This is a genomic window from Wolbachia endosymbiont of Atemnus politus, from assembly GCF_013309895.1.
The window spans coordinates 17044-30212 of record NZ_JAAXCS010000004.1; the positions used below are offsets into that span (position 1 = coordinate 17044).

Here is a 13169-nt window from a genome sequence, read left to right on the forward strand (position 1 = left end):
CGAAGCAGTAAAAGAAAAACCAACATCATAATGAATTTATGGCAATAATTCTTTTAGATACAAAAACAATAAACCGTATATCAGCGGGAGAGGTAATTGAGAGACCAGCAAGTGTAGTGAAGGAATTAGTGGAGAACGCAATAGATGCTGGAAGTTCAGAAATAGAGATCAAAATAGAAAGCGGTGGGCGCAATCTTATTACTGTGATAGATGATGGAAATGGAATAGAAAAGGATGATTTAGAACTTGCGTTTATGCGCCACGCTACTTCAAAATTAAGTGATAATGAGTTAATAGAAATCAAACACCTTGGCTTTAGAGGGGAAGCTCTGCCTTCAATAGCAGCAGTAAGTAGAATAAAGTTATCGTCTAAAGCAATTAGAGAAAATGAAGCGTGGTCTATAAGATATGAGGGTGGAGAAAAAGTAGGAGATGTAATGCCTTACTCTTTATCGCAAGGTACAAATATTGAAGTTCGTGATTTGTTTTTTGCCACATCAAATAGGCTAAAATTTCTGAAAACCGAAAGAGCAGAAGCACAAGCTATAGTTGATATAGTAAACAAGTTAGCAATGATAAATTATATAATAGGGTTTATTCTCATTTCAGGTAATAAAAAGCTCTTAAAATACGCTAAGCAAACCTCGTTATTTAGTAGACTATGTGAAATAGAAAAAGAGTTTCAGGAAAATGCTCTGGATATTGAGGAAAAGAAAACGGAGTTAGACTTACAGGGAACATATGTAAACCAACTGTCAATCGTGGTTAATCTGACATGATCTATACATTTGTAAACGGAAGACAAAACACAAAGGGCAGCCTACTTATTGGCGCAATCAGATATGCATATAATGATTTTATTCCAAGTAACAGGTATCCTTTTGCAGTGCTGCACTTAGAAATACCATATGATCAAGTAGATGTAAATGTGCATCCAAATAAATCAGAAGTAAGATTTCAGAATAAGAGGCTAATATATGAAATAGTGAGGAGAGGGTTAATTAAGGGATTGTCGACAAGAATAGGCACAATGAGAGGTATTGAAGAGGAACTAAGATATCCACCTTTGGTTAATGAGAGTCAAGGAAATGATAAGCATGTTAATACTGGGGAAAACAAAGAAGCAAAAAGTCAGAAAGAAATTTACGAAAGAAGGCCAAGCCATTTAGAAAATCGGCTAATGAAAGAGTTTACTTCTCCAAATGTAGAAACCTCACTACAAAGGGAAACTATGGTTCTGGAAAGGGAGAAAATTGATTTGATAGAGAGCCATCCTATGGGGTTTGCACGCTGTCAGGTCTACAACACATATATAGTTGCTGAGGCTAGAAGCAAATTGATTATAGTCGATCAGCATGCATCCCATGAGAGGTTAGTATACGAATGCTTAAAACAAAAATCAAGCATAAAAAGACAAAAATTGCTCCTTCCTGAAGTGGTTAAAATTAGAAACCAAGCTGGAATGGAGATGGTTGAAATTTATAAAGATAAGCTTTTCGAAATGGGTTTTGATATTGAAATCAAATCGGAGAATAAAGTTATAGTGAGGGAAATCCCTGCGATTTTGGGGGCAATAGACGTGAAAGAGATGCTTACGGATATAGTTGATAGATTAATGGAAACAGAAGATACAGTACAAATAGAGGATAAAGTGAACAAAATATTGGCCACTATCGCATGCCACGGATCAATTAGAGCAGGCAGAAAAATGAAGTTAGAAGAGATGAATGAGCTGCTGAGGCAAATGGAAGAAACGCCATATTCTGGCCAATGTAACCATGGGAGGCCGACTTATATAGAGATGAAACTAAGTGATATTGAAAAATTATTTAAGCGCAGGTGACCTCGTCATCCAAGCAGCCCATAAAAACAGATTAAATACCCCTTGACAACCCCCTTCAATCTCCTTACAATAAAAATGAAGCTAATTATTTATCTTCTCTGTACAGATTAAACGACAAAAAAACTTATGTATCTTGCATCTCATGTTTAATTTTTTTGCACTATGTGCACCTCATGTCTTTTACATTGTTGTCTACATTAATAACTAGTGCTGTGAATTGCGCCTATTTGGGCGCTTAAAAAAATTTAAAAAACGCCAACTGATAAAATGATAGTGAATAACTAGCTGCCCTAAGTTTCTTTTGTCTTTTTTTCTGTTTAGTAAATTTCATAACGTTTATAATTGAGACTTCAAAAGCAACTGAGTCGAGGTTATTAGACCTTTAGAATTAGAGAACGCCATGTTTGAAAGTTAAATGTAAATAACTAGCCACCCATGGGGATTCTTTTGCCTTTTTCTCAATTTGGTAAATTTCTTAATATTTATAGTTGCAATTATGAGACGAGTAGAAAGATGTCATTCCAGCCAGTTTTCAACCTGCATTTGAGACCTGGCTGAGATGACATCATTATAGAGTAAATTAGATCCCAGTACTGGGATGAGACTGACAAGAAGTGGAGGTGCTGGGATGACAGGAGGAGGGCACTGGGATGACAAGAAAAGAGCACTTGTTTTTCCATGCACGGCTATCATTTTTGCTCCAAGATCCTCTGCGATTTTCGTTAAATGTGGAGCATTACGATTTTCTTCGTTCCATCCAGTGCGCATTTTTCCCGTAACCGGCACACTTACTGCCTTAACTACAGCTTCAATTATCACAGCGGCCTTTTTTTCATCACGCATTAGTGCTGATCCCGCGTAACCGTTCACTACTTTTTTAACTGGGCAACCAAAATTTATGTCTATGATTTTAGCTCCCATATCCTCATTTAATATTGCAGCCTCTGCCATAACATTCGGCTCGCATCTAGCAAGCTGCACAGCAGTTAACTCATCAACTTTTGCTTTTTGTATGCTCTGGCAAGCTTGCATAATCATAGCCCTGCTTGCGATCATTTCTGAGACTAATAAACTTGCACCAAGATTTTGTACAATACTTCTGAATGGATAATTAGTCACTCCAGACATTGGCGCTAAGATTAGCGGAGAGTCAATTGTCAGATTTCCTATTTGGAGGGACATAGGGCTAATGGTAAAAACTATATAGTGTTGCCAGTCTGAGCATTCCGCACTCCTGAAGTAAGAGATGTTGCTGTTCTTGGCGGAAGCTCGCATAACAGCCCGTTTTCTAGGCCTTGCTTCCATTGCTCATCTTCCATAAGCGCTCTTACAAACTCTTTTCTTTTTTAATTCAAATCAAATTTATATTCTGATAACTCCTTATCAATGTTATTGAATAATTTACCTTCGTTGAACATTTGTGTGATTTTACGAGCGGTTTTTAACGCGTATATTCCACAATTGCAGCCATCTTTTTGTTGTTTGGTTTTAGAGCTTTTTATGTTATCACTTCCCATTCACAAAATTTCCTCAAGTGCGCTCACTATACTATCAGTATCTATTGGGGCGTTAACTAATTCATTTTTCTTGTCCCGACACGTTTGTGCTGTTTTTTATGAGGAATATGAGGAATATCATGCTGTTGTAACCAGTAATCATAATTTCCTCTATTTGTCTGATGCACAAGAGTTTGTAAATCTTCGCTGAACTCTTTACCACCATAACCACTATCTACAAAGTTTCTACGACTACTGTTCTCTGAGCCAGCCGGTACAATACCACTATCTCCATCTGGACCTTTTTGTTTTTTTTTTCATTAGGTGATTTTTGTAAATCAACCTTTTCGTCCGGAGTTTCTGGCCCCTCTTGACTTGTTTCAGCCTGCTCTTGCGGTTTTTGTGGCTCAACTCCTTCTTTTTTTGCTCTTTTCTTCCTTTGAAGCTCCTTTTCCATTAACATAACCTTTAACTAAGCGAAATAAAGGTTTAACAGCCATTTCGTATGCTGCTGTAAGCACTACTCCCATTAAAACCCAAACTATGGGATGAGAGATGAGCATAGCAAGTGGAAAGGTCAGTAGAGGAGATCCTACTATCAACCCTAAACAGCCAATGGTAAATGTAGCTGCCAGATGTATACCAAAAGCGTAAATAGCAAACCTTCCACCATCTTTGAGTTTGGTAAAGTATGTGCCCTTTTCTGTAGTGTCTAACATGTTATATCCGTGAATTCCAAGTTAACTAGATTTTAGTAAATTTTAAGGGTTAGTCAATTATGATGAGCTTATACCAATTCCCACTATACAGAAAGCGGATAAACAACAGTGGAAAAAAGTTATAACGTTATTCAATAGAAACAAAAAACTACTTGACAACTTTTGCCGTTACCCTTATCATAGTATTAGAGCTATTCATTTAGCTTCAATCTGTGCAGATTAAACGACGAAAGTTTCACGGTTGGCGTCTTATGTTTAATTTTTTGCACTATGTTCACCTCATGTCTTTGTCCCTATACAAGCTGAAACGCGCTTATAAGTCGTTTAAGACAGTATAGCACGCCAATTTGCAGGATTAGAGAGTGAGAAACTTCTACCACGGGATTTCTTTTGCCTTTTTTTCTGCTTAGTAAGTTTCTTAACGTTTAAGTCAAGGTGAGTTGTAGTTTAAAAGCAGCTAAATTGCAGCGTTTAAGGCTAAAAAGATTTCAATGTTTTTGAACAGATATTGATCAGGGCTTCTTTTGCCTTTTTTCTCCACTTGGTAAGTTTCTTAAATATTTATAGCTAGTTGCAATTTATGAACGAACATTTGTTGACTGGCAAAACGATATCTTTAATTTATCCTATTACCATAGCAGTTATTAATGGCGTGTGCAAAAATATTGAGTATTATAAGCTTTTAAAGTACAGTAACAATGTTGGTAATAGCACAATGTATGCATGATATAGAGTATATACACAAAAACCCTGAGGAATTCGGGAAAGTGATGAAGCAGGGGTATTAAAAATTCTACTGTGGAAGAAATATTGGAAATCGATCATGAGAAAAGGTCATTAACCACTACACTGCAAGATTTGAATAGGAAGCGCAATGAAATCACAGAAGAGATAAAGAAGCTCAAAATGAGCAAGAGCCACCGTGAAAATGAGGTAGAAGCGTCAAAGACGTAACAAATGAGATAGAAGCAATCAGCTTAAAAGAGCAAACGGAGAAAGATAACTTAATGAATATCTCATCTAACTTACCAAATATCCATGCACAAAACGTGCCAATAGGTGAAGATGAGAGCTCCAACGTAGAAGTTAGAAAATGTGGAGAGAGAAGAAAATTTGATTTTGTGCCAAAGTCTCATTATGAGCTCGGAGAAGGGTTGGATTCGATGGATTTTGAGCAAGCAGCAAAAATCTCCGGGTCAAGATTTGCAGTATTGAAAGGACGGTTAGCTAAGCTTGGACGAGCATTAGTACATTTTATGCTTGAAATGCATGTTAATGAATTTGGCTATACTGAAATATATCATCCGGCTTTGTAAAGAATGAAGTGATGTACAAGCATACTTGTATAATGTTGGTCAGCTACCGAAATTTTCTGATGATTCATATTTAACTACCGACGAATTGAGATTGATTCCCACAGGTGAAGTGGTTTTGACAAATTTGGTTGCTGATATAATAATAGAGGAAAAGAACTGCCCGTTCGTTTTACTGCATATTCGGAGTGTTTTCGTAAAGAGGTCGGTGGCGCAGGACGAGACACGAGAGGCATGGTAAGGCAACATCAATTTTTTAAAGTGGAATTTGTGAGTATCACAACCGAAAACCAATCAAATGATGAACTTGAGCGCATGACAAATGTTGCTGAAGAGGTATTAAAAAAATTAGAATTGCCTTATAGAGTGATGCTATTGTGTAGTGGTGATATGGGCTTTGCTGCACAGAAGACTTATGACATAGAGGTATGGTTACCTGAACAAAATAAATACAGAGAAATATCAAACGGCTCAAATTGTGGTGAATTTCAGGCAAGAAGAATGAACACTAAATACTTTTTAGAAACTGACAGAAAGGTAAAAAAATATGTTCATACTTTAAATGGCTCAGCTTTAGCCATAGGAAGGACGATTATTGCCATAATGGAAAATTATCAGAATTTTGATGGATCGATTACGATACCAAACGTGTTGCAAAAGTACATGGGTAATGATACTGTTATAGGTAGATAATAATTTTAACATACAGAAAAGCAAGGGAATGAAGATGAAGATGAAGGTTCTAGTTGTGGGTTCTGGTGGACGTGAGCATGCTTTACTTTGGGCTCAAAAAATCTCCTATCATAACGGAGCTATATGTCACTCCTGGCCGCCAAGCTATGAAAGATCTTGGGGTTCTTGTGGATATAAATATTCAAAACTCAATTGATATTGCGCAATTTTGCAAGAGAGAAAATATAAAATTGGTTATTATTGGTCCAGAATAGCCAATAATTGATGGTCTTGCCGACAACTTAGTTGCAGAGGGAATAAATGTTTCTGCTCCAAGTCAGGCAGCTGCAAAACTTGAGGCATCAAAGTCTTTTACCAAGGGATTGTGTAAGCAATATGGTATACCAACTGCCAGGTATGTGTGTTTTGTTGATGAGAAGTTAGATAAAAGTTTTGTATGTAGTAATAAAATAAAGTTTCCGCTTGTAGTGAAAGCAAATGGAATTGCGGCAAGAAAAGGCGTAATAATATGTAATACAGAAGACGAGGATTTTTCAGCGATAGATTCAATGTTGGTGGAAAAAAAGTCTGGTGAATCAGGTGAGGAGATAGTTATAGAGGAATTTTTAGTTGGGGAAGAAGTAAGTTTTTTTGTTCTTGTTGAGGGGTTAAAAGTGGTAACCCTTGGATGTGGAAAAGATTATAAAAGGGCTGATGAAAACAATGAAGGTCAGAATACTGGAGGTAGGGTCATACTCATCACCTTCGATTATAAGTAAGGATATGGAGCAAAAAATTATCTAAAGAATAATATATCCGACAATTCAAGCACTGACTAATATGGGGACACCTTATAAAGGAGTGCTTTTTTCTGGTTTGATGATTTGCAAAGATAGCCCTAAACTTCTTGAATATAACGTTAGATTCGGTGATCCGGAGATACAATCTATTTTGCCTAGATTTGATGAAAATTGTGACTTATTAAAATTAATGTTATCAGTTGCGGAAGGAAAGTTGAGTGCCAAAACGGTGGAGTTTACTAACAAAGCTGCGGTTTGTGTAGTTGTGGCAAGTAAAGGCTATCCAGGTAATTATCAAACGGGAGAAGTAATTGAGGGGTTGGATAAAATTGACATCATTTCTGGTATATCGGTATTTCACGCTGGTACTAGGTTGGATGAAAGTGGTAATTGGGTTTCCGATGGTGGAAGAGTGTTGAATATAGTAGGGGAAGGAAACGCTGTAGAGGAAGCTAAAAGTAAAGTGTAATCAGCGTTAAATTTTCTGGAATGGCCAGGGGGATTCTTCAGATACGACATTGGGAGTTAAGTACTTGAAACTAAATACAAAAGCTACTTCTAACAACCTTATTACTATGGTTTCAATTGTAAGGAGATTGGCGGGAAGGGGTTTTTAGCATTTAATCCGTTTCTATGGCTACAATGTTTGTATGGTTACTCAACCGTAACAGAGTTAGCTAAATTTCTTGGACAATCAGCATCTACCCCTTTTTACCGCAGTGGATTAAGCAAGGAATTGCATAGCAACGCTATATATGATCGGAGAGATAAAACTATCAACATCTGGTAGTTGCACCACATTTGTACAAATCCCTCTTAAGAATGGCAATCCTTGCTTATCACTATAGACTACCACTTTGCCTTTTCTCTCAATAATTTCTTGTATATAGGACAGTGTTTTAAAAAATAAATTGTCATATGGAATAATTGCTACAACAAGTACAGATTAATCTATCAACGCAATTGAACCGTGTTTCATCTCTCCTGCTGCAATGCCAATGGTATTAATGTATGAAAGCTCCTTTATCTTAAATGCACCTTCCATTGCAATTCCATATAAGCTTCCTCTGCCGATTAAAATGATGTTGCTGTGCTCCAGTATACTGTCTGATACATGTTGCGTCTTCATCACATTTAAAACATGTTCAACATACTCGGGAATAGAGTTAATAGCATTTATTAGCGTCTTTATTCTCTGTTTATCCAATGTACCTTTTATTTTCGCAAGCTCTAAGGCAAAGCATGCTAAAATTACAAGCTGCGCAGAAAAGGTTTTTGTCGAAGCAACACCAATTTCTGGTCCAGCAAGATTATGTAACACAATATCTGAGATTTTTTCGATGCTGCAGTTACACGTGTTAGTTATGCTAATGACCGTTTGCTTCTGTGACTTCGCATAGCGTAGCGCTTCCATGGTATCTGCAGTTTCGCCAGATTGAGATATGAATAATCCAAAGCTTCCTTCTTCTAATCTTATGTTTCTATACCTAAATTCCGATGAGATTTCCGGATATACTCGAACTTGAGCAACACTTTCTAGCCAATATTTCGCTATTAGTCCAGCAAAATAAGATGACCCGCACCCAACTATAGTAATGTGATTCAGTTCAGAAAATATTTTTTTGTTGGCAGGTATTACCTCTGTATACTTTTTATAAAATTGATTATCTATCTCTTTTAGCATGATGCTATAGTAGCTATTTTTACTAATTAAAAAATTGCTTTGCCCATTATCTTCTATGCTACGTTGAACTTGTGCGCCATTGTTATATATTGTAACTTCGCCAGACTTTATCACTGCAACATCATCATCTTCCAGATGCGATATTTTTTCTACCAGTGCACCTAAATTATTCGAGTCAGATGCAGCAAATACGGTATTACAGTTATAACCTATTACCAAAGGTAAATTTCTTTTTGCGACAAACAAAGCATCTGGGTATTCTGCGAATAATAAGACTAAAGCGAACGAGCCATGCAAATTGCTTAAACATTTAAATAGAGAATCAACAGGTGACAGTCCATCATTAAGATATATGGTGAGCATATTTGGTATGACTTCCGTGTCGGTGTCAGTATGAAACGGTATTCCCCTTTCTTCTAAACCTTTCTTTAGCAGACTGTAATTCTCAATTATGCCGTTATGAGCAACAACAACGTTATTAGTATAAATAGAATGATCATTTTTAAGGTCTGGAGCTCCATGTGTATCCCAGCGAGTATGTGCTATGCCAACTGTACTGCTAGTCATCTTGCTGTTTCTAACAACCTCACATAACCTTTCAACTCTACCTTCTGATTTTTTTAACTTCCATCTTTCCTTCATCGTTTATAATCGCTATACCTGAAGAGTCATACCCCCTATATTCCAACATCCGTAATCCGGTCAACAAAGTTGGTATCACCGAATCGCCATCACTTACTGCTCCAAATATTCCACACACAACAAATTTTTCTAGAGTTATGAAGCATTTTTATCTTTATTGTCTTTTCCCTTTTCCCTTTTATCTGACTGACTTTTATTATTTTTGTGTTCCTTCTCAATTTTGCCCTTTTCAGTTGGTTTGGCTACTACTTTTTGAGCTTCTTTGTTTAAAACTTCAGATATAGCAGATTTGAGAACTTTTATCTCAACTTTTGGCGCTATTTCTATTACAAACAGTGCATTTACTTCATCAACTTTGTTAACCTCACCTATTATTCCACCAGAGGTAATAACTGTATCACCGCGTTTTACCTGATTTATCTTTCTATGTTCTTTTAATCTTTTGTGGTTTGGACGGATAATAAAAAAATAAATTACTACAGACACTAAAATCAATGGAACAAAACTTACAAAGGATGCACCAACACTTGATGCGTTGCTAGCTGCATCTGCTGCAAAAACTTCAGAAATGAACATATCTAATCCTAATTATTAACGATAAAAACTTGCTTATGTATTAATTATAATACTATTTCATGTCAAGTTTGATGAAAAAAATGATACTCCTTGTAAAAGATAAGAAACTTCCAGTATACTATTCAAGCAGCTGACAATAGGGTGCAAGCAAAAATTTAGTGGTCACTGACAAAATTCATATAAAATAGCCATTTAATTGTCGAAAAAAAACATGCCGGAAAAGGGTTAGCACGAAGTAAAATTGCTAACCTCTTTAATACTTGAATGTATGTGCTATATGATATCTGAAATAATAAATGCAATACAGAACAACTTACTAGTGTGTTTTCCAACAGAAACGGTTTATGCTCTTGCTTGTAGTGCGCTAGATAGTGGAGCTAAAAAGAAAATATATCAGGTAAAGAAGCGTTCTCAAAATAAACCATTATCCATCATTGCTAATGATGTTTACAGTTTGACAAAAATGGCGAAACTAGAGGAAAAATATATTAGTTTAATAAATCACTTTTCTCCTGGACCAATCACTTACATTTTACCGCTTAAAAATAACGACATACTACCGGATGAATTCTTTAAAGGTAGCATAGGCGTAAGAGTTCCCAATTATCCTATTGCGATTTTAATACTAAATGGGCTGAAAACCACGATAGTTGCAACTAGTATCAATGTTTCGGGAGAAAAAAGTGTATGCAAAGCAAGCGATATACCTAAATTTATTAAACAACACTTATCTGTGGTGGTTGAAGGTGATGAATTAGTTTCTGGTATAGAATCTACTATTATTGACTTAACTCAATATAAGATTAAGGTTGTAACGGAGGGTGCAATTTCATTTCAAATGGTATGCTTTCAGGCAGACGTCTATAGGAAGAAGATCTGCGGTAGGAAAGGTATAGGAAAAGCAACACTCGCAAAAACCTTTTCGAATTGGCTTCTTATAAAAAACTATGATGAAGTAGCGTTGGATTTACATCTTGTTGAAGGTGATACAATAGGAGTAGAAAAAGTGAGAGAAATGAAAAATTTTCTATATTTAAGCCCTATTTAATCAGAATACAAGATCGCTATAATAGATAGTTTAGAAGCAATGACGAACAACGCTAGAAACGCAATATTAAAAATATTAGAAGAACCGCCAAAAAATTCTAAAATATTCATAATTAGCCATAAGCCATACAATATACAAACTACTATTAAATGTAGGTGCTTCCAGTTGAGTTTATTACCACTGACTTATGATGAGACGAAGCAAATTGTTTCATCTCAATGTGAATTTGACGATCAAACATTTGATGAAATCATTACTTTATTTCCCGGAATGCCAGGAATGATAATAAATATAATAAGTAGTGATACTTATGAATCATACAGGTGCTTTTATAAATTTCTTCATAACTTCAAAGATCTTGACGTTATCAATAAGGTAATTAACAGCGAAATCGAACTAGAGAGAACTAGCATCATATATAATTCAAGCTTTCATTTTGAAAAGCATAAAGAAAGCAGTGAATGATGTGGAAATTATTAAATCAGTGGAAAAAAATAGTTGAACTTTTTGTTCCCGCCAGACAACTCCACTTAGATAAAAAGCATGTTTTAGCTAATGCAGTTAATATCATAGCATCAGTTTACAAATTATAACACTTTTGACATAAATTTGTGATAGAATCCTGTTAATTTGATATTTACAGTACATAATTTGACTGATAATAAATTAACTATATGGCAATCAATAGAAGTTTTGACGAAAGCCATACTGAACATGCAGAAAGAATTAAGCATAATTAAAAATATAGCTTTAGATCAGAATGTAACCTTAGAAAAAAGAAATGAGTTATCAAGAGGCATTTATGAAGCGAATTTTAAACTAAACAAAGCAATCGATATAGCTACTTTGCCAAAAATTGGCTACTATATGCCTAATGGTAAGCTTGTTGTGCGCGCAATCATATTAAAAAAGAAGAGGTAAAAATTTCTGGAGATTTTCATTATCTTAAGGTTTCTCGATTAAATAATGGTGAATATAAATTAACGTTTTTTGCAACGTTTTAGGTAATGAGTTTTTTATATATAAAAAGTATGATCCGCGATATTCCAGTGTTTCAGATGAATACAAATTTGTGAATTTTGGTAGCGTAAAAAAGGCTCATAATCTAAAATTTAAGGAATATCTTAGTCATGCACCTATGTTTTTTTGCTGCAGAGGGACCTGTAGAAGCTGGATCGCAAAACCATGCAATTGATTTACTTGGGCTAGTCAAAGCTGGAACTGGTAGAAAGGTGGGTACCCTTGCTGATGAATTTGGTTATTTTGATGATCAAAATAAATTACATTATTATAATTATCATAAAAGTGTAAACGGCATTACCTATGATCATGAAAATTGTAATGTAAAAATGATAAATGTAGATATGAGCAGAGTCGATAAATTTTACCTTATTGCGGAACAAGGTGGCATAATCATTTATCAAATTTTAGAAAATTTAGATATACTTTAAGGTTTTTGAAGTTTGCTGTTGTAATAATTTGATAGGGCTCTACAATATGGAAGACAAACTGCTTGAATCAATGAAAAACAAGAGTTATTTCGGCAAAAGGTACTGTCATAGATATCTGTTTTGTGTAGCAGAAAGGTCTTAGGTGGTATTGATAGTATCATTTCTTTTTGTGTGCTTATGTTTATTATTGAATAACGCGCGCACGCGGCTGGAGTTGAAGCAGCCAACTAATGCAGCTCTAGCAATTTTTGAGTGCTATAACCTTGCTAGCTTGGCATCGGATGCGAAAGAGCTTGGGAATTTGGCAGCGAAGATAATCTGTTTTGCAACGGAGAAAATCTGTTTGGCAACGGAAACCAAAGAAATTTGTTTCGTGACGGAAACCAAGAGGCTTGGCACGGAGCCTTTCGATTATATACTCCAGTGAGCCGGGATACGATTCAAACTTCATCCGGGTGATGAGGCAGGGCACTCTCTTGTCCTGAGAACAGGAAACGGTTCTAAAGTCGGAAGCTAGCTACAACCAACGACATGGAATTTGGAAGTGGCGAACCCAAATTAACAGCAGCCTATAACCAAGTGGAGCCAGGGACATCTGGATTTGCGACACAGCCGGGGCGTTCCCCACAAGCGACGCACTGCTCTGGGCCGGGGAGGACAATGAGAAATGGACTATCGGGTGCCAAGGAGAAGGAGGAAATTAAGATGGGGATTGTGAATGTGGTGACATTGACGGGGAAGGTGGAGGAGCTGGTGGAGTTCATGATGGAGAGGGAATTGGATGTGCTGGGTCTGAGCGAGACAAAGTGGAAAGGAACAGGAGAGAGAAAGTTGAGAAATGGATACAGGCTTTTTTGGAGTGGAGGTAAAGAAATGAAGAATGGAGTTGGAATGATTGTCAGCAGCAGATTGTGGGAACACATAG

Annotated in this window: 8 protein-coding genes and 8 pseudogenes; 10 read left to right on the forward strand and 6 right to left on the reverse strand. The window is 36.2% G+C overall.

The window, feature by feature from the left end:
* Nucleotides 1–38 precede the first annotated feature (38 nt).
* Both mutL and HET73_RS09755 read left to right on the forward strand, forming a co-directional pair.
* Nucleotides 39–1034, forward strand: a pseudogene (gene mutL, locus HET73_RS09750) (DNA mismatch repair endonuclease MutL); the annotation flags it as partial.
* A 152-nt stretch (nucleotides 1035–1186) separates the two neighbouring features.
* Nucleotides 1187–1843 (forward strand): annotated as a pseudogene (locus HET73_RS09755) (DNA mismatch repair endonuclease MutL); the annotation flags it as partial.
* A 645-nt stretch (nucleotides 1844–2488) separates the two neighbouring features.
* Here HET73_RS09755 and HET73_RS00570 read toward each other — a convergent pair.
* From HET73_RS00570 to HET73_RS00585, 4 genes and pseudogenes are all read right to left on the reverse strand, one after another.
* Nucleotides 2489–3025: pseudogene (locus tag HET73_RS00570) on the reverse strand (tRNA dihydrouridine synthase); the annotation flags it as partial.
* Between the two features lie 164 nt (nucleotides 3026–3189).
* Complete coding sequence (locus HET73_RS00575; RefSeq protein ID WP_174133208.1) at nucleotides 3190–3360, reverse strand: hypothetical protein; 171 nt, start codon at nucleotides 3358–3360, stop codon at nucleotides 3190–3192.
* A 214-nt stretch (nucleotides 3361–3574) separates the two neighbouring features.
* The gene (locus HET73_RS00580; RefSeq protein ID WP_174133875.1) at nucleotides 3575–3796 is read right to left on the reverse strand and encodes a hypothetical protein; all 222 of its coding nucleotides are present in this window, start codon (nucleotides 3794–3796) and stop codon (nucleotides 3575–3577) included.
* The gene (locus HET73_RS00585; RefSeq protein WP_174133207.1) at nucleotides 3747–4058 is read right to left on the reverse strand and encodes a hypothetical protein; all 312 of its coding nucleotides are present in this window, start codon (nucleotides 4056–4058) and stop codon (nucleotides 3747–3749) included. The genes HET73_RS00580 and HET73_RS00585 overlap by 50 nt, the downstream gene beginning before the upstream one ends.
* Nucleotides 4059–4777: 719 nt before the next feature.
* Here HET73_RS00585 and serS point away from each other — a divergent pair.
* Both serS and purD read left to right on the forward strand, forming a co-directional pair.
* Nucleotides 4778–6064, forward strand: a pseudogene (serS, locus tag HET73_RS00590) (serine--tRNA ligase).
* A gap of 40 nt (nucleotides 6065–6104) precedes the next feature.
* A pseudogene (gene purD / locus HET73_RS00595) lies at nucleotides 6105–7312 on the forward strand (phosphoribosylamine--glycine ligase).
* Nucleotides 7313–7497: 185 nt separating this feature from the next.
* On the opposite strand, the pseudogene glmS reads toward purD, so the two are convergent.
* Together glmS and yajC are read right to left on the reverse strand one after the other, a co-directional pair.
* A pseudogene (glmS, locus tag HET73_RS00600) lies at nucleotides 7498–9287 on the reverse strand (glutamine--fructose-6-phosphate transaminase (isomerizing)).
* 17 nt (nucleotides 9288–9304) lie between these two features.
* The gene (yajC, locus tag HET73_RS00605; RefSeq protein ID WP_174133876.1) at nucleotides 9305–9745 is read right to left on the reverse strand and encodes a preprotein translocase subunit YajC; all 441 of its coding nucleotides are present in this window, start codon (nucleotides 9743–9745) and stop codon (nucleotides 9305–9307) included.
* A gap of 277 nt (nucleotides 9746–10022) precedes the next feature.
* Here yajC and HET73_RS00610 point away from each other — a divergent pair.
* The 6 genes and pseudogenes from HET73_RS00610 to HET73_RS00630 all read left to right on the forward strand — a co-directional run.
* A pseudogene (locus tag HET73_RS00610) lies at nucleotides 10023–10589 on the forward strand (L-threonylcarbamoyladenylate synthase); the annotation flags it as partial.
* Between the two features lie 30 nt (nucleotides 10590–10619).
* Nucleotides 10620–11408, forward strand: a pseudogene (locus tag HET73_RS09270) (DNA polymerase III subunit delta'); the annotation flags it as partial.
* Nucleotides 11409–11423: 15 nt separating this feature from the next.
* Nucleotides 11424–11714, forward strand: coding sequence for a hypothetical protein (locus tag HET73_RS07660; protein ID WP_246209609.1), 291 nt, complete (start codon nucleotides 11424–11426; stop codon nucleotides 11712–11714).
* A 209-nt stretch (nucleotides 11715–11923) separates the two neighbouring features.
* Complete coding sequence (locus tag HET73_RS07665) at nucleotides 11924–12244, forward strand: hypothetical protein (protein WP_246209612.1); 321 nt, start codon at nucleotides 11924–11926, stop codon at nucleotides 12242–12244.
* 142 nt (nucleotides 12245–12386) lie between these two features.
* Nucleotides 12387–12671 carry a hypothetical protein gene (locus HET73_RS00625; RefSeq protein ID WP_174133877.1) on the forward strand — a complete coding sequence of 95 codons (285 nt, stop codon included), beginning with the start codon at nucleotides 12387–12389 and terminating at the stop codon, nucleotides 12669–12671.
* Between the two features lie 233 nt (nucleotides 12672–12904).
* The coding region (locus HET73_RS00630) for an exonuclease/endonuclease/phosphatase family protein (RefSeq protein WP_174133878.1) at nucleotides 12905–13169 on the forward strand (265 nt) is incomplete at its 3' end.